The organism is Geminicoccus harenae (genome assembly GCF_019800005.1).
Classification (GTDB): domain Bacteria; phylum Pseudomonadota; class Alphaproteobacteria; order Geminicoccales; family Geminicoccaceae; genus Geminicoccus; species Geminicoccus harenae.
On the sequence record NZ_JABGCL010000011.1, the window covers coordinates 78750 to 94646 of the forward strand.

A 15897-nucleotide genomic window follows, 5' to 3' on the forward strand; every position below is an offset into this window, starting at 1 on the left:
ATCCCGTGCTCGTCATCCGCCGCTGAGATAGCGTGCCCGGAGGTGGTCGAGGAAGGCTTCTGGCCCCAGCTCCTCCCCCGTCACCCGGCGCAGCAGCTCGTCATAGGTGTAGCGGCAGCCCTGCTCGTGGATGTTGCGCCGCAGCCAGGGCAGGATCTCGCGGAACGAGCCCTGGCCGAGCTGGGCATGGGCGTCCGGGATCTCCTGCAGCATCGCCCGGAACAGCTGCGCCGCCATCAGGGCGCCCAGCGTATAGCACGGGAAGTAGCCGAACGCGCCGACCGGCCAGTGGATATCCTGGAGGCAGCCCTGGCGGTCATCGGGTGGCACGATGCCCAGCAGCTCGCGCATGCCCTCGTTCCAGGCCTCCGGCAGGTCGGCCACCGCCAGCCTGCCTTCGATCATGGCCTTCTCTAGCCGCCAGCGCAGGACGATGTGGAGCGGGTAGGTGGTCTCGTCCGCGTCGACCCGGATGAAGCCCTTGGCGACATGGTTCACCAGGAGACCCAGGTTCGCCGCGGACAGCGCCGGGTCGTCGTCGCGGCCGAAGGCGGCACGCGCCCGGGCGGCGAGATAGGCCACGAAAGGCTGCGAACGGCTGGCCTGCATCTCCATGAACAGCGACTGGCTCTCATGGACGATCATGCCGCGCGCGTCGCCCACCGGCTGGTGGCGCCAAGCCTTTGGTTGGCCCGCGGTGTAGAGGGCGTGGCCGGTCTCGTGCAGCACACCCATGATCGCCTGGAGGAAGCTGTCCTCCGTGTAGCGGGTGGTGATGCGCACATCGCCGGGAATACCGCCAGAAAAGGGGTGCGCACTCTCGTCCAGCCGACCCTCGTCGAAGTCGAACCCGATCGCCGTCATCAGCTCGGTGCCGAGCGCCCTCTGCCGATCGACCGGGAACGGGCCCTTGGGCTCCAGCGGCTGGCCCTGGCGCGCCAGGGCCGCGGTCGAGATCGTCGGCAGCTCGGCACCCAGCCGATCGAAGATCGGCTCGATCGTGGCATCACGCAGACCGGCCTCATAGAGGTCGAGCAGCGCGTCATAGGGCGACAGGCCCTGGGTGGCGGCCAATGCCTGGGCCTGCTCGCGGACCAGGCGCACGACCTCCTCCAGCGACGGGCGCAGCTCGGCGAAACGGTTGTTCGCCCGCGCGTCCCGCCAGATCATCTCGCAGGCCGTCGTCGCGCGTGCCATCGCCTCGACCAGCTCAGGCGGCGTGGCGGTGGCCTGGCCGTGGCGGCGGACCATCTCGGCGAGGTTGGCCCGCTGCCAGTCGTCCAGCTCCTCGTCGGCAGCCCTGGCGAGCAGGTCCGGCAGGTCCGGCGCCGTTACCAGGTCATGGGCGAAGCGCTTGAGCACGGCGGTCTGCTCGCCCCTGCCCTCCGCACCGCCCTTGGGCATGACCACAGAGGCGTCCCAGGACAGGACCGCCAGCGCACCCTCGACATTGGCGATGCGGGCGAAGCGGTCCTGGAGTTCAGCGTAGGCCTGCGGCACGGATGCCTCCGGGCAGATGGTGGGACGGTGCCGCGGCGGTGCTGCGCGCGCGCCAGAACAGGTCGGACACCAGGGCGAAGGTGAGCACGCCGGTCGCCTGGTGCAGCACCGCTTTCCAGATCGGCACCTCCAGCACGATCACCAGGGCGCCGAAGCCCACCTGGACCAGGACCAGCACGGCGGTGACGAGGCTCTGCCGGCGCACCTCCTGCGGCACCCGCCCGTCGCGCAGGCAGCCGGCCAGCAGGGCCAGGAGCGCTATCGCGAAGGTGGCGGCCAGGTAGCGGTGGATCATGTGGATCACCTCGCCGCCGTCGCTCCAGTCCGGGACCAGCCCGCCATTGCAGGCAGGCCAAGTGTAGCAGGCGAGCGAGGCGCCCGACTTGGCGGTCATCGCGGCCGACATCATGGCGAGCAGCCCGGTCACCATCGCGATCAGCGCGGTCGGCCGGATCCAGCCGGGTGCCGCCTGTGCCCCGGGCTCCCGCCGCCGGGCCGCGTCATGGATGCCCAGCACCACCACCAGCAGGATCAGGGCGTTGCCCAGGTGGAGCGCCACCGACCAGGGGCTGTTGCGGTCGAGCACGGTCAGCCCGCCAAGGAGGCCCTGGACGACCAGGAGCAGCACCATGAGCATGACCGAGGGGGCAAGGCGCGGGTGGAGCTCGCGGTTGCGCCATCCCTGCCAGGCCACCACCAGGGTGAGCGGCCCCAGGATCACACCGCCGACCAGCCGGTGCACCCATTCCAGCATGATCTGGTAGTAGTCGTAGCCGATGTTCGGCACTTCATCGACCAGGGACGGCAGGGGCACCCAGTAGCCGTAGCAGGTCGGCCAGTCCGGGCAGGACAGGCCGCTATTGGTGGTGCGCACCACCCCTCCCAGCACGATCATCCCGAAGACGAGGACCGCGGTGAGGCCGGCGGTGCGGCGCAGCGCATTCATGGGGTTCGATCCGTCCGTTCCGACGAAAAGGCGAGGTAGACCAGCAGGAGGGCGAAGGCGAGGCCGTACCAAGTGATCACATAGCCCAGATGGTTGTTCGGCAGGTCGATCCTGGGCGGTGCCGCCTCCGGCGTGGCGCCGGGCGAGCCCGGGAGGAGCTGCAGCGCCACCGGCTCCAGCGGCCGGCCGAACCGCTCGCCCAGTGCGCCCAGGTCCAGCCAGAACCAGCGCCCGCTGGCGGGGTCGTTGGCCGGCATGAACCAGGTCTGCTGTTCCTGGCTGCGGTCGCGGACGATCGCTTCCAGCTCGACCGGGCCCGCCGGCTCCGGCGGCAGGGTCGCCGCGTCGGCGAGAAAGCCGCGGTCCACCAGCAGCGTCCGGCCATCCTCCGTGGCGAAGGCACCCAGCAGGTGGCCACCCAGCTGTCCGTTCCGGTTCTCGACCCCGTAGCGGTCGACCGGCCCCGGCGGCGTGACGAACCGGCCGGTGGCCTGCGTCCGCTGCCAGGCGACGGCCGCCGGATCGTCGAGGGGCAGGTCGAGGAGCGGGACCGGATCCGAGCCGGCGCGCGTCTCGATGGTCTGGATGAGGTCGGTCTTCCAGTGCAGGCGCTGGAGCTGCCAGGTGCCCAGGCCCAGCAGCAGGACGAGGGCGGGCAGGACGGCGAGGGTCGGCAGCAGGCGAGGCCGGAAGCGGCGCATGGGGATGGACGTCTCAGTTGCCCTGCTGGAAGTCGTCACGACGGTGACGGTATTGCAGGGCGATCAGGAGGGCCTTGGCCGGGCGCATGATCGCCAGGACCAGGAGAACGGTCAGGGGCAGCCAGACCAGCATGTGCAGCCAGACCGGCCATGCCCAGGCGAGCTCGGCGAACAGGGCGCCGAACACCACGATACAGCCGACCAGCAGGACGATGAAGGCAACCGGCCCATCGCCGCTGTCCTGGCCGGACAAATCGGCCCTGCAGGCCGGGCAGCGGGGCCGGATCGAGAGGAAGCCGTCGAACAGCCGCCCCTCGCCGCAGGCCGGGCAGCGACCGCGCAGCCCGGCGTCAAGCGGTGAAACCGGCTGGCTCACCAGGTGGTGGTCGTGGCCCACGACAGGCTGCCGCCCCACCAGTACATGGACACGAACAGGAACAGCCACACCACGTCGACGAAGTGCCAGTACCAGGCGGCAGCTTCGAGCCCGACATGCTTCTCCGGCGCGAACTGCAGGGCCGCGGCGCGGATCGCGCAGACCAGCAGGAACGTGGTGCCGATGAACACGTGGAAGCCGTGGAACCCGGTCGTCATGTAGAAGGTCGAACCGAAGACGCCGGACTTGATCGTCAGGCCCTCATGGACCGCGTGGAAATACTCGTAGACCTGGAAGGCCGTGAAGATGGCGCCCAGCAGGACCGTCAGCCAGAGCGCCTGCGCCGCGGTGCGGTTGTCGCCCTCGCGCACGCAGTGGTGCGCCCAGGTCACCGTGGTGCCGGACAGCAGCAGGATCAGCGTGTTCAGGAAGGGGATGTCGAAGGCCGGGACGGGATTGATGCCGGCCGGCGGCCAGCTCTGCGGGACCAGGTCCGGCGGATAGATCGCCCCCCAGAAGAAGGCCCAGAAGAAGGCGAAGAAGAACATCACCTCGGTGGTGATGAACAGGGCCATGCCCAGGCGCAGCCCGAAGTTGACCGTCTCGTTGTGGTCGCCGCGCCGCGACTCCTTGATGACCTCCCGCCACCAGCCGAACATGGTGTAGAGGATCGCCAGGACGCCCAGGGCCAGCACAAATGGCCAGCCGGTCCAGGAATGCATCCAGGCGACCATGCCGATGGCGAACAGCAGCCCGGAGAACGCGCCGATGAACGGCCAGGGGCTGGGATCGACCAGATGATAAGGGTGGTTTGGCTTTCCGTGGTCGTGATGCGCCACGTCCGTACTGGCCGCCATGCTCGCCTTCCTCGTTGAACCTACGACCGACTCAAGGGCTCAGCCCGCCGGCGGCGTCGGCGTTCCCGCCTCGGCCGGTTCGGCAGCCCTGGTCGAAAGCTTACGCGTCTCTTCCGCGTCCTTGAAGAACGTGTAGGACAGGGTGATCGTCCGGATGTGCTCCGCCTCCGGGTCCTCCAGCATCGCCGGATCGACGTAGAAGGAAACCGGCATGTCGACGCTCTGCCCGGGCTGCAGGACCTGCTCCTCGAAGCAGAAGCACTGGATCTTCGCGAAGTACGGGCCGGTCGCGAACGGCGTCACGTTGAACGTGGCCGTGCCGGCGATCGGCTGCGCGGTCCGGTTCTCCGCGGTGTAGAAGATCAGCTTCTCCTCGCCCAGCCGGACCTTGACCGAGCGCTGGGCCGGCTTGAACTGCCAGGGCATGTCCGCCGCGGTGTCGGCGTTGAAGTAGACGGTGACTTCGACATCGCTGGCCGCAGCCGGCGCCGTCTCGGCCCTCTGGGTCGTGCCCCCATAGCCCGTGACCTTGCAGAACAGGTCGTAGAGCGGCACCGCCGCCGCGGTGAGGCCGACCATGCCGCCGATCGTCGCGACGCAGACCAGGGCCACGCGGGTGTTCGAGGCGCTCATGTCGGCACGTTGTCGGATATGCGGACCATGGTCAGGAAGTAGAACAGGACCACGAAGGCGAGGAGCAGGGCCGCCACTACGTAGTTCTTGGTCCTGCGCCGGCGTTCCTGCTCGGGCGTCAGCTTCATCGGAATCGTCCCGGTCACGGCAGCACCGCCGGCACGATCCGGTCGACGATCATCGCCACGAACACGGCGAACAGATAGACGATCGAGAACCGGAACAGCCGCATGGCTGCCACGTCGCTGCGGGTCTTCCGCAGGTTGAAGGCACGGCGGATGAACTCGGCGGACAGGCCAGCGGCGAGCAGGCCGTAGATCCAGCCGAGCTGGCCGGTCAGCAGCGGCGCCAGCGTCACCACACCCAGGGCCACCGTGTACCAGAAGATGTGGGCACGGGTGGTCTCCGCACCGGCGACCACCGGCAGCATCGGCACGCCGACCTTGGCGTAGTCGCCGCTGCGATACAGGGCCAGCGCCCAGAAATGCGGCGGCGTCCACAGGAATACGATCAGGAACATCAGGATCGGCAGGACGTCCACCGCCCCCGTGACCGCGGCCCAGGCCACCACCGGCGGCAGGGCACCCGCGGCACCGCCGATCACGATGTTCTGCGGCGTGCGCCGCTTCAGGAACATCGTGTACACGAACACGTAGAAGCCGATGGTGAAGGCCAGGAGCCCGGCGGCCAGCCAGTTGGTGGCCAGGCCCAGCACCATCACCGACAGGATCGAGAGCACCACGCCGAAGCCCAGCGCATCCTCAGGGGCGATCCGCCCGTTCGCGGTCGGCCGGTTGCGGGTGCGCGCCATGCGCACGTCGATGTCGGCGTCGTACCAGTTGTTGATCGCGGCGGAGGCACCGGCACCGGCCAGGATCGCCAGCAGCGTGATGGCAGCCAGCAGGGGGTGCAGGCTGCCCGGTGCCATGAATAGGCCGACCGCGCCCGTGAACACCACGAGCTGCATCACGTTCGGCTTCATCAGGGTCACGTAGTCACGCGCGGAGGAGGCGTATGCCTCCTCCGTCGTCGTCCCGGTCGCCCGCAGGCTCACCGCCATTCGATTGCGCTCCTAAGGCGTTACGATCACTTGACCTGGGGCAGGTCGTGGAAGGTGTGGAACGGCGGCGGGGAGCTCACCGTCCACTCGAGGGTCGTGGCGCCCTCGCCCCACGGGTTGTCCGCCGCCTTCTCCCCGCTCGTGAACGTCTTGTAGAGGACGAACAGGAAGTACACGGCACTCGCAGCGGCGATATAGGCGCCGATCGAGGACACCAGGTTCCAGCCGGCGAACGCGTCCGGATAGTCCGGGATGCGGCGCGGCATGCCGGCCAGGCCCAGGAAGTGCATGGGGAAGAAGGTCAGGTTCACGCCGACGAAGGTCAGCCAGAAGTGGATCTTGCCCATGTGCTCCGGATACTGGCGGCCCGACATCTTGCCGACCCAGTAGTAGAAGCCGGCGAAGATCCCGAACATGGCACCCAGGCTCAGCACGTAGTGGAAGTGCGCCACCACGTAGTAGGTGTCGTGCAACTGGACGTCGATGCCGGCATTGGCCAGCACCACACCGGTGACACCGCCCACGGTGAACAGGAAGATGAAGCCGATCGCCCAGAGCATCGGCGTGGTGAAGCGGATCGAGCCGCCCCACATCGTCGCGATCCAGGAGAAGATCTTGATGCCGGTGGGCACCGCGATGATCATCGTCGCCGCCGTGAAATAGGCCTTCACGTTCACGCCGAGGCCGACGGTGAACATGTGGTGCGCCCACACGACGAAGCCGATCACGCCGATCGCGACCATCGCGTAGGCCATGCCGAGATAGCCGAAGATCGGCTTCCTCGAGAAGGTCGACACGATGTGGCTGATGATGCCGAAGGCCGGCAGGATCATGATGTAGACTTCGGGGTGGCCGAAGAACCAGAACAGATGCTGGTACAGGACCGGGTCACCGCCGCCCGCCGGGTCGAAGAACGAGGTGCCGAAGTTGCGGTCGGTCAGCAGCATGGTGATGGCGCCGGCCAGCACCGGCAGCGCCAGCAGCAGCAGGAACGCGGTGATCAGCATGCCCCAGGCGAACAGCGGCATCTTGTGCAGCGTCATGCCCGGCGCGCGCATGTTGAAGACGGTGGTGATGAAGTTCACCGCGCCCAGCAGCGACGACACACCGGCCAGGTGCAGCGAGAAGATCACGAAGTCGACCGACATGCCCGGATGGCCGACCAGCGAGGAGAGCGGCGGGTACACCGTCCAGCCCGTCCCGGCACCGCCGACGAACAGGGAAGCGGCCAGCAGGAGGAAGGCCGGGACCAGCAGCCAGAAGCTGATGTTGTTCATGCGCGGGAACGCCATGTCCGGCGCCCCGATCATGATCGGCAGCATCCAGTTGCCGAAGCCGCCGATCAGGGCCGGCATGACGAAGAAGAACACCATGACGAGACCGTGGCCGGTCATCATCATGTTGTAGAAATGGTAGTTGCCGCCCAGGATCTGGTCACCGGGCGTCATCAGCTCGGCGCGGATGACCATGGACATGAGCATGCCGACGATGCCGGCAAAGCCCGAGAACCACAGGTACATCGTGCCGATGTCCTTGTGGTTGGTGGAATAGACCCAGCGCCGCCAGCCGACGGGATGGCTGGCGGGATCCACATGGGCGTAGGTGGCTTCGTGCGCCATCGAACGTCTCTCCGGCCGGTCAGCGCTGCGGAGCCAGGGCCCGGGCGGCATCCGCCACCACCGCCCCGCCACCGGCCTGCGCGAATTGCTGCTTGGCCTCCTCGATCCAGGTCGCGAAGTCTTCCTTCGTCACCGCCCTAATCGTGATCGGCATATAGGCGTGCAGGTCACCGCACAGTTCCCTGCACTGGCCGTAATACATCCCGGGCTCCTCGATCCTGAGCCAGCGCTCGTTCAGCCGGCCCGGCACCGCGTCGGTGGTCCAGCCCAGCGAGGGAACGCCCCAGCTATGGAGCACGTCCGCCGCGGTGATCTGCACCCGGACGACCGTGTCCACCGGCAGCACCACGACATTGTCGGTCGTGAGCAGCCGCGGGTCGCCCGGCTGGAGCTCCGCCTCCTGGAGCATGTTGGCGTCGAAGCTGATGCCCTCGTGGTCCGGGTACTCGTAGGACCAGTACCACTGGTGGCCCACCACCTTCAGCGTCATCTCGCTCTCGGGCACCACGTCCACATAGTAGAGCAGGCGGAACGAGGGGATCGCGATGATCACCAGGATCAGCACCGGCACCGCTGTCCAGACGATCTCCAGGATCGTGTGGTGCGAGCGGCGCGACGGCGTCGGGTTGCTGCTCTCGCGGAAGCGCCAGCACGTGTAGACCAGCAGCGCCAGCACGAACACCGTGATCGCGGTGATCACGACCAGGAGCAGGTTGTGGAACGCGTGCATCCGGTCTTCCACGGGCGACGCGGCCGGCTGCAGGTTCATCTGCCATGGCTCGGGCTGCGCCGCATAAGCGGCGAACATCCCTCCGGCAAGCAGGATGACCACCGCCATCGCCAGCACCGGTAGCGCGCGCAATCGCATCGACACGGCTTCCTTCTTTGCCTCGCTCATCGCCCGACTTGCGGCCCCGGATCCCCGGACACCAGATCCCCGGACGAACGACATCCTTCCCGGGAGATGCGCGACCTCCCGGCTCGCAGCGACCATATGGACGAGCCCCAGCAGGCCGCGAGTGACAGATTGCCGCAAGTTTTTGGTTCTCCGAGGGTTATTCGTCCGTTTGCAGAGATTCGACGCTGTTCGGGGCCTGGTGGCGGCGCAGCATGACGCCCGCCGCCAGGGCCGCCAGCGCCGCGGTCTCCGCACGCAGCACCGTGGGCGCCAGACGGCCCCGCACGACATCGGGAAGGCCGGCTAGCACCGCATCGTCCTCCGGAGCAAGCCCGCCCTCGGGCCCGATCAGCAGATCGGCCCCATCCGGCTCCCTGCCCAGCAGGTCCAGGACGCCGGCGTCAGCCAGGGGATCCAGCACCAGGAGCGGCCGGCCCGGCCGGCGCAGCGGCCCGATCGCCACCAGCGGCGTTTCCCCGTGGATCACCGGCACGTCCAGCCGGCCGCACTGTTCGGCCGCCTCGACCGCGATCGCGTGGAGGCGCTCGAGGCGGCCCAAGGGGTGGGCGATCCGCTGGCTGCGCACCGGCACGATTGCCGCCACGTCCAGCTCCGTCGCTTTCTCAATCAGCCATTCCAGCCTCGGCCGGCGGATGACCGCCTGGAACAGCACCGGTGCCGCGCGGCGCTTCGGCAGGTCCCGGAGCTTGTCCAGTACCGCGACGGTGGCACTGCGCTTACCCAGGCCTGTGATCCTGCCGGCAAAGCCGCCGCTTCGCCCGTCGAACAGCTCGAGCGGGTCGCCCTCGGCACGCCGCATCACCCGGGCCAGATAATGCGCCCGCGCCTCGTCCAGGTCGATCTGCGCCCCGGCCCGCAACGGGCCCGGCACGAACAGCCGGATCGTGCTCAAGCCGGATCCCTCCATCTCGCTCGCTTGGCGACGCCTTCCCACCACGGCCGGCAGGGGCGGCTTCGCGCCGGCCTTGTGTGCCGCTAAAAGGCCGGCATGTCGAACCCGCCGTCCGTTTCCGTCGCCGATCGCCAGCACCACTGGACCGACCGGCTGCCGGCCTCCCTCCGCCCCTATGCGACCCTGGCCCGCTGGGACCGGCCGATCGGGACCTGGCTGCTGCTGCTGCCCTGCTGGATGGGCCTGGCCCTGGCGCCGGGCCTGCCTGACCCGGTCCTGCTGGTGGCCTTCGCCATCGGCGCCGTCGCCATGCGCGGGGCGGGCTGCACGGTCAACGACATGGCCGACCGGGAGTTCGACGCCCGGGTGGAACGCACGCGGGCGCGGCCGCTCGCCTCTGGTGCCCTGTCCATGCGCCAGGCGGCCCTGTTCACCGCGGCGCAGACCCTGGTGGGCGGCCTCGTCCTCCTGGTCCTGCCGCCCCCAGCGGCGCTGACCGCCCTCCTGGCCCTGCCGCTCGTGGTGATCTACCCGTTCATGAAGCGGATCACCTGGTGGCCGCAGGCCTTTCTCGGCATCACCTTCAACTGGGGCGTGCTGGTGGGCGGCGTGGCGGCTGGCGCGCAGGCACCGGCCATCCTGCTGCTCTATGCCGGCTCGATCGCCTGGACGATCGGCTACGACACGATCTACGCCCACCAGGACAAGGCGGACGACGCGCTGATCGGGGTCCGCTCCACCGCCCGGCTGTTCGGCGCGCAGACCCACCGCTGGCTTTTCCTCTTCTACGCCACCACCATATTGGGCTGGGCGGCAGGGGGCTGGCTGGCGGGCAAGGGCCCGTTCTTCGCGGGCACCCTCCTGCTCATCGCCATCTATCTGTTCCACGAGGCCAGAACCGTGCCGATCGACGACCCGGCGGCTTGCCTGCGCGCCTTCCGCCGCCACCGCTTTGTCGGCCTGGCCCTGTTCCTCGGCATGGTGCTGGACGGCTGGGTGGTGCTGTCTTGAGGTTCGGCGGCTCGATCTTCACCGCGATCGGCGACGAACTGGACGGGCTGCGCCGCGGCCTGACCGACCTCGCCACCGGCATGGTGCGCGACCGCACCCGGCTCGCCATCACCGGACTGCGTCGCAGCGGCAAGACCGTGCTCACGACCTGCCTGGCCCACCACCTGCTGGAGCCGTCCGGCCTGCCGTTCCTGTCGGTGGTAGCCGAGAACCGGCTGGACGCGACCAGGCTCGTGCCGCTGCGCGACCTGCCGCCCTTCCCGCTGGAGGAGGCGATCGCCGGGCTGGCGCGCGAGACCCCGGTCTGGCCGCAGCCGACCGACCGGCTGAGCGGGCTCGCCATCGAGATCCTCTACCGCACCGGCAACCGGCTCGGCCGGCTGCTCGACCCGACCCGCCGGCACTTCGTCGAGATCGTCGACTATCCGGGCGAATGGCTCCTGGACCTGCCCCTGCTGGAGCACGACTTCCGCACCTTCTCCGCGCACGCGCTGGCCCTCGCCGAGCGGCCGATCCGCCAGCCGGCGGCGGCGGCATGGCAGGAAGTCCTGAAGGGGGTGGATCCGCAGGCACCGGGCGACCCGGCGCTGGAGGCCCGGCTGGCCGACGCCTATCGCGCCTATCTCCAAGCCTGCCAGGAGGAGCTGGGCCTGTCCTTCATCCAGCCGGGCCGGTTCGTCGACCGCAGCAAGATCCCGGACGAGGAGCTGATCAGGTTCTGCCCGCTGCCGCTCTCCGCCTCGCCCCTGCCCTACGATTCGATCGGCGCCCGGTTCGAGCGCCGGTTCGAGCGCTACCGGGACGAGCTGGTCAAGCCGTTCTACCGGGACAATTTCTCCCGCTTCGACCGGCAGATCGTGCTGGTCGACCTGCTCACTGCGCTCAATCGCGGCCCGGACCATTTCGAGGACGTGCAGGAATCGCTCGCGACCGTGGTACGTTCGTTCCGCTACGGCAGCGGCAGCATCCTGACCAACTGGCTCACCCCGAGGATCGACCGGCTGGTGTTCGCCGCCACCAAGGCGGACCATATCGCCCCCTCGCAGCATGCCGCGATGAAGCAGCTCCTGGAGATCATGATCGCCCCCTCCTCCCGCCACACCCGCTTTGCCGGCGCACCCCACGAGGTGCTGGCCGTGGCGGCCCTGCGCTCCACCGACGTGGTTCGCACCGAGCTGCACGGTCAGGTCCTGTCCTGCCTGAAGGGCCGGCTGGTCGAGACCGGCCAGGAGACCGTGCTGTTCCCAGGGGAGTTGCCGCCCGACCTGCCCGAGCCCCATGACTGGACGTCCGGCCGGTTCCGCTTCCGCGACTTCGCGCCACGACGCCTTCCGCGTGGCCGCAACGGGGCGGCCAGCCACATCCGGCTCGACCAGCTCCTGGAAGCGGCGATCGGGGACCGGCTGACATGAGTTCCAAGGAACCGATCCGGCCGTTCGAGCTCAGCCCCGACGATCCGCGCATCGGCCCGGTCGAGCCGCCGCCGAGCGTGCGCCCGACCGGCGAGGGCCTGGATCCGGCACTGCCGGTCGCCGAGGACACTGCCGAGTTGATCCCGCCTGCACCGGTGGGGCGGCGCCGGCGCGGCATCGGCTTCTGGCTCAAGCTGTCGCTGGCGCTGCTGGTGGTGACGGTGCTGGTGGGCCAGTTCGTCCTGTGGGTGCGGGACCTGATGGACGCCTCGCCCTGGCTGGCCGGCCCGCTGGGCATCCTGTCGATCGTCGCCTTGGGCAGCGGCACCGTGCTCGCCTGGCGGGGGATGCAGCGCTGGCGGTCCTTGGACCAGCGTGCCGAGATCCGCTCCGAGATCGAGCGGCTGGCGGGCTCCGAGCTGCATGGCAGTGCCGCCAAGCGCCTCGACGAGATCTCGGCGCTGATCCGGCCGGTGCCGGGTGTGCCGCAGGCGCTGGCGCGCTACGAGCGGCAGGCCTCCGACGCCCTGGCGGACGGGGAGCGTATCGAGCTCTACGAGCGGACCGTGCTGAACGAGCTGGACGAGCAGGCCGTGCGCATCGTCGGCATGGGGGCCCGGGACATCGCGGTGCTCACCGCGGTCACGCCCACCGGCCTGCTCGATGCGCTGGTGGTGCTCACCCGGACGTTCGCGATGCTCCAGCGACTGGCCGGCCTCTACGGCGTGCCGCCGGGCCGGCTCACCGTGCTGCGCCTCCTGCGGCTGAGCTTCCGCAATGCTGCACTGGCCGGCGCGGCGGACGTGCTGGCCCATGCCACCACCGAGCATTTGGGCGCGTCGTTCATGAGCATCCTGTCGGCCAAGGCCGGCCAGGGTGCTGGCAATGCGCTGCTTGCCGGCAGGCTGGGCCTGCAGGCGATCCGGCTGCTGCGGCCCCTGCCGTTCGTGACCAAGCGGCCACCCCGCCTGATCGACCTGCGCGGCATGCTGGGCTTCGACCCGACCACGCCGTTCGACCTGAAGCTGCCCGGCAGCCTGGATCGTCAGGCCGAGAGGCGCTGAGTGATTCGCCGGGTCAGCCGGCCCAGCATCATGCCGATCCGCTCGGCCAGCGACGGCTTCGGCGGCGGCGGTGGCGCCTTCGGCACCACGTAGCCGGTGTCGCCGTCGATCACGGTGGCGTCATCCACACCGAAGCGGCTGCCGCCGGCCTCGCGGGCCTCCGGATCGAGTCGCCGCGCCAGCCCCTTGACCATGTCGCCCATGCGGATGAGGCGCGGCAGGAACAGGAGCGCCACCACGCCCACCACCAGCATGACCTTCCAGGCACTCAGACCCAAGACCTTCTCCCCAGCACCCGTCCGACACACCGCCCTGGCGGCCGGACCGGTCCGCATGAACCCCGTCCGGCACAGCGTAGCCGATCGTCGCTGGTGATGGACAGCCCCTTGCGCGATGGCCGTGCTCCGGTGCTTTTCCACCTGCGCCGGCGGTGACCGGGCGACTTCCGGCAATCCGCATGACAGGTTGATGATGGAAAGCGATCTCTCGCTGCTTCAGGCCGCGCTTTTGGGCCTGGTCGAAGGTCTCACCGAATTCCTGCCGGTCTCCTCGACCGGTCACCTGCTGCTTGCCGGCTGGCTGATGGGTGTGGACGAGCGGTTCGTCGACCTGTTCGTGGTACCGATCCAGTTCGGCGCGATCCTGGCGGTGCTGAGCCTCTACGTGACCCGGCTGTGGGCCATCCTGCGCGATGCGCCGCATTCTCCGGCGGCCCGGCGGTTCATCCTGGCGATCGCCCTGGGCTTTTTGCCCGCGGCCCTCATCGGCCTGGCCCTGCACGGGCCCATCAAGAGCCTGTTCGCCCATGTGATCATCGTGCCGATCAACCTGATCCTGGGCGGCATCCTGATCCTCGTGATCGAGCGCTTCCATCCGACGGCGGAGATCCACCGCGCCGAGGCCATGACGCCCCTGCGCGCCCTGCTGATCGGGTTCTGCCAGGCGCTGGCGATGATCCCGGGCGTGTCGCGCTCCGGTGCCACGATCATGGGCGCGCTGGTGATGGGGGTGGACCGGCGGGCGGCGGCCGAGTTCAGCTTCTTCCTGGCCATGCCGACCATGCTCGCCGCCGCCTCCTACGACCTGTGGAAGCAGCGCGACGTCATCACCTTCGACGATGCCGGGCTGATCCTGGTCGGCTTCGTGTGCGCCTTCATCAGCGCCGTCCTGGTGGTCAAGGCGCTGCTGGCCTTCCTGGCGCGCAACACCTTCCGGATCTTCGGCTGGTACCGGATCGCGATCGGCCTGGTGATGCTCGCGGTGATCATGACGCTGGCGTGAGCCCCGTGCCCGTTCTTTAGGCAACGGTCGGGGTACCCATCCACCGTCGCCTACTTATTGGGCAGGTGCCGGCCTCTGATCATTTCCTGTGCCGCGGCCGCCAGCTTCGGCACGCTTCTTGAAAGATCCTCTCTGGCTCGGGCGAGGATGCGACGATTTCCGCATCCCGGCCTGGAACACGAGAACGAGGATACGCCGCTCCTTCCGGTCCGACGGGCGGGCGGTGTCTCGATAGAGGATCATCGATGAGTCGCCGATCTGCCTTGCTCACCATTCTGCCGGCGATGCTCCTGGCGAGCGTGCCGGCGCTCGCGCAGGAAGCAGCACCGGCAGCCGAAGCCGTCGCGGAAGCGGTCGCGGTCTCGCCGATCGACAGCGGCGACACGGCCTGGATGCTGGTTTCCACGGCCCTCGTGCTGCTGATGGTCATCCCGGGCTTGGCCCTGTTCTATGGCGGCATGGTCCGCCAGATGAACGTGCTGGCCACGGTGATGCAGACCTTCGCCACCACCTGCCTGCTCGGCGTGATCTGGATGATCGCGGGCTATTCGATCGCGTTCGGCGAGGGCAACGCGTTCTTCGGCGACCTGTCGCGGGCCTTTTTGGCCGGGGTCGAGCTGGAGACACCGGCGGGCACCATCCCGGAATCGGTGTTCATCTCCTTCCAGATGACGTTCTTCATCATCACGCCCGCCCTGATCGCCGGCGCGTTCGCGGACCGGATGAAGTTCTCGGCGATGCTCTGGTTCTTCGGCCTGTGGTCGCTCATCGTCTATGCCCCGGTCTGCCACATGGTCTGGGCGGCCAACGGCTACATGTACGGCGACGGCGTGCTCGACTTCGCGGGCGGCACGGTCGTCCACATCAATGCCGGCATCGCGGGCCTGGTCGCGGCCATCGTGATCGGCAAGCGCATGGGCTACCCGAACACGCCGCTGCCGCCGCACAACCTGGTGCTGAGCGTCATCGGCGCCGGCCTGCTCTGGGTCGGCTGGTTCGGCTTCAACGCCGGCTCCGCGGCGGCCGCCAACGGCCGGGCCGGCATGGCCATGCTGGTGACCCTGATCGCACCGGCCGCTGCCGGCCTGTCCTGGATGTTCGTCGAGTGGGCTGCCAAGGGTAAGCCGTCGGTGCTGGGCCTGATTTCCGGCGTGGTCGGCGGCCTGGTCGCCATCACGCCCGCGGCCGGCTTCGTCGCGCCTGGCGGCGCCCTGATCATCGGCCTCGTCGCGGGTGCGGTGTGCTTCTGGGCAGCGACCAGCCTGAAGCACATGCTGGGCTATGACGACAGCCTGGACTGCTTCGGCGTCCATGGCGTGGGCGGCATCGTCGGCGCGGTCCTGACCGGCGTGTTCGCGGTCGAGGCGATCGGCGGCACGCCCGGTCTGCTGGAAGGCAACGGCGCGCAGCTCTGGATCCAGATCAAGAGCGTGCTGATCACCATCGTCTACTGCGCGGTCCTGACCTTCGTGATCCTGAAGCTGATCGACCTGGTGATCGGCCTGCGGGTGGACAAGGAGGTGGAGCGCGAGGGTCTGGACCTGGCCCTGCATGGCGAGGCGGTGCACTGAGCCGGCACTGATCGATGCCGCCCGAACAGAAGGGCCGCCGGGCAGCCGGCGGCCC

Annotated in this window: 17 protein-coding genes; 5 read left to right on the top strand and 12 right to left on the bottom strand. The window is 68.9% G+C overall.

What is annotated here, in order from left to right; translation table 11 throughout:
• Positions 1-12: 12 nt before the first annotated feature.
• The 11 genes from HLA95_RS12375 to HLA95_RS12420 form a co-directional block, all read right to left on the bottom strand.
• Positions 13-1500: a carboxypeptidase M32 gene (locus HLA95_RS12375; RefSeq protein WP_191057736.1), complete on the bottom strand. Its 1488-nt coding sequence runs from the start codon at positions 1498-1500 to the stop codon at positions 13-15.
• A complete protein-coding gene (locus HLA95_RS12380) occupies positions 1481-2446 on the bottom strand; it encodes a COX15/CtaA family protein (RefSeq protein WP_191057737.1) in 966 nt (321 codons plus the stop codon). The genes HLA95_RS12375 and HLA95_RS12380 overlap by 20 nt, the downstream gene beginning before the upstream one ends.
• Positions 2443-3147 (bottom strand): SURF1 family protein, encoded by a 705-nt coding sequence (locus HLA95_RS12385; protein WP_191057738.1) that lies wholly within the window; start codon positions 3145-3147, stop codon positions 2443-2445. The genes HLA95_RS12380 and HLA95_RS12385 overlap by 4 nt, the downstream gene beginning before the upstream one ends.
• A gap of 13 nt (positions 3148-3160) precedes the next feature.
• Positions 3161-3523, bottom strand: a complete 363-nt coding sequence (locus HLA95_RS12390) for a DUF983 domain-containing protein (protein WP_191057739.1) — start codon at positions 3521-3523, stop codon at positions 3161-3163.
• A complete protein-coding gene (locus HLA95_RS12395) occupies positions 3520-4380 on the bottom strand; it encodes a cytochrome c oxidase subunit 3 (protein ID WP_191057740.1) in 861 nt (286 codons plus the stop codon). Before HLA95_RS12395 ends, HLA95_RS12390 begins: the two co-directional genes overlap by 4 nt.
• 39 nt (positions 4381-4419) lie before the next feature.
• On the bottom strand, positions 4420-5013 hold the full coding sequence (locus HLA95_RS12400; protein ID WP_191057741.1) for a cytochrome c oxidase assembly protein: 594 nt from the start codon (positions 5011-5013) through the stop codon (positions 4420-4422).
• A complete protein-coding gene (locus tag HLA95_RS28220) occupies positions 5010-5141 on the bottom strand; it encodes a cytochrome c oxidase system small membrane protein (RefSeq protein WP_255513104.1) in 132 nt (43 codons plus the stop codon). The genes HLA95_RS12400 and HLA95_RS28220 overlap by 4 nt, the downstream gene beginning before the upstream one ends.
• A 14-nt stretch (positions 5142-5155) precedes the next feature.
• Positions 5156-6073 (bottom strand): heme o synthase, encoded by a 918-nt coding sequence (locus tag HLA95_RS12405; RefSeq protein WP_191057742.1) that lies wholly within the window; start codon positions 6071-6073, stop codon positions 5156-5158.
• A 26-nt stretch (positions 6074-6099) separates the two neighbouring features.
• Entirely contained in the window at positions 6100-7692 is a 1593-nt protein-coding gene (gene ctaD, locus HLA95_RS12410; protein ID WP_191057743.1) for a cytochrome c oxidase subunit I, read from the bottom strand.
• Positions 7693-7711: 19 nt separating this feature from the next.
• The gene (coxB, locus tag HLA95_RS12415; RefSeq protein ID WP_223861348.1) at positions 7712-8590 is read right to left on the bottom strand and encodes a cytochrome c oxidase subunit II; all 879 of its coding nucleotides are present in this window, start codon (positions 8588-8590) and stop codon (positions 7712-7714) included.
• A 157-nt stretch (positions 8591-8747) separates the two neighbouring features.
• Positions 8748-9503, bottom strand: a complete 756-nt coding sequence (locus HLA95_RS12420; RefSeq protein WP_191057744.1) for an RsmE family RNA methyltransferase — start codon at positions 9501-9503, stop codon at positions 8748-8750.
• A 96-nt stretch (positions 9504-9599) separates the two neighbouring features.
• Here HLA95_RS12420 and ubiA point away from each other — a divergent pair, with 96 nt between their 5' ends.
• From ubiA to HLA95_RS12435, 3 genes are read left to right on the top strand one after another with little or no spacing between them, the layout of a single operon-like run.
• A complete protein-coding gene (gene ubiA, locus HLA95_RS12425; RefSeq protein ID WP_222183504.1) occupies positions 9600-10514 on the top strand; it encodes a 4-hydroxybenzoate octaprenyltransferase in 915 nt (304 codons plus the stop codon).
• Positions 10511-11926 carry a YcjX family protein gene (locus tag HLA95_RS12430; RefSeq protein ID WP_191062261.1) on the top strand — a complete coding sequence of 472 codons (1416 nt, stop codon included), beginning with the start codon at positions 10511-10513 and terminating at the stop codon, positions 11924-11926. The genes ubiA and HLA95_RS12430 overlap by 4 nt, the downstream gene beginning before the upstream one ends.
• The gene (locus HLA95_RS12435) at positions 11923-12990 is read left to right on the top strand and encodes a TIGR01620 family protein (protein ID WP_191059218.1); all 1068 of its coding nucleotides are present in this window, start codon (positions 11923-11925) and stop codon (positions 12988-12990) included. The genes HLA95_RS12430 and HLA95_RS12435 overlap by 4 nt, the downstream gene beginning before the upstream one ends.
• On the opposite strand, the gene HLA95_RS12440 is transcribed toward HLA95_RS12435, so the two are convergent.
• Positions 12972-13268: a hypothetical protein gene (locus HLA95_RS12440; RefSeq protein ID WP_191059217.1), complete on the bottom strand. Its 297-nt coding sequence runs from the start codon at positions 13266-13268 to the stop codon at positions 12972-12974. The genes HLA95_RS12435 and HLA95_RS12440 overlap by 19 nt on opposite strands.
• Before the next feature lie 193 nt (positions 13269-13461).
• Here HLA95_RS12440 and HLA95_RS12445 point away from each other — a divergent pair, with 193 nt between their 5' ends.
• Positions 13462-14271 (top strand): undecaprenyl-diphosphate phosphatase, encoded by an 810-nt coding sequence (locus HLA95_RS12445; RefSeq protein WP_222183564.1) that lies wholly within the window; start codon positions 13462-13464, stop codon positions 14269-14271.
• A 245-nt stretch (positions 14272-14516) separates the two neighbouring features.
• Entirely contained in the window at positions 14517-15842 is a 1326-nt protein-coding gene (locus HLA95_RS12450) for an ammonium transporter (protein ID WP_191059215.1), read from the top strand.
• Positions 15843-15897: the final 55 nt, after the last annotated feature.

Bases quoted from the DNA above. Each gene is read 5' to 3' on its own strand.
- HLA95_RS12380 (WP_191057737.1), bottom strand. From the start codon at position 2,446: ATGAATGCGCTGCGCCGCACCGCCGGCCTCACCGCGGTCCTCGTCTTC.
- HLA95_RS12385 (WP_191057738.1), bottom strand. From the start codon at position 3,147: ATGCGCCGCTTCCGGCCTCGCCTGCTGCCGACCCTCGCCGTCCTGCCC.
- HLA95_RS12395 (WP_191057740.1), bottom strand. From the start codon at position 4,380: ATGGCGGCCAGTACGGACGTGGCGCATCACGACCACGGAAAGCCAAAC.
- HLA95_RS12400 (WP_191057741.1), bottom strand. From the start codon at position 5,013: ATGAGCGCCTCGAACACCCGCGTGGCCCTGGTCTGCGTCGCGACGATC.
- HLA95_RS28220 (WP_255513104.1), bottom strand. From the start codon at position 5,141: ATGAAGCTGACGCCCGAGCAGGAACGCCGGCGCAGGACCAAGAACTAC.
- HLA95_RS12405 (WP_191057742.1), bottom strand. From the start codon at position 6,073: ATGGCGGTGAGCCTGCGGGCGACCGGGACGACGACGGAGGAGGCATAC.
- ctaD (WP_191057743.1), bottom strand. From the start codon at position 7,692: ATGGCGCACGAAGCCACCTACGCCCATGTGGATCCCGCCAGCCATCCC.
- coxB (WP_223861348.1), bottom strand. From the start codon at position 8,590: ATGAGCGAGGCAAAGAAGGAAGCCGTGTCGATGCGATTGCGCGCGCTA.
- ubiA (WP_222183504.1), top strand. From the start codon at position 9,600: ATGTCGAACCCGCCGTCCGTTTCCGTCGCCGATCGCCAGCACCACTGG.
- HLA95_RS12435 (WP_191059218.1), top strand. From the start codon at position 11,923: ATGAGTTCCAAGGAACCGATCCGGCCGTTCGAGCTCAGCCCCGACGAT.
- HLA95_RS12445 (WP_222183564.1), top strand. From the start codon at position 13,462: ATGGAAAGCGATCTCTCGCTGCTTCAGGCCGCGCTTTTGGGCCTGGTC.
- HLA95_RS12450 (WP_191059215.1), top strand. From the start codon at position 14,517: ATGAGTCGCCGATCTGCCTTGCTCACCATTCTGCCGGCGATGCTCCTG.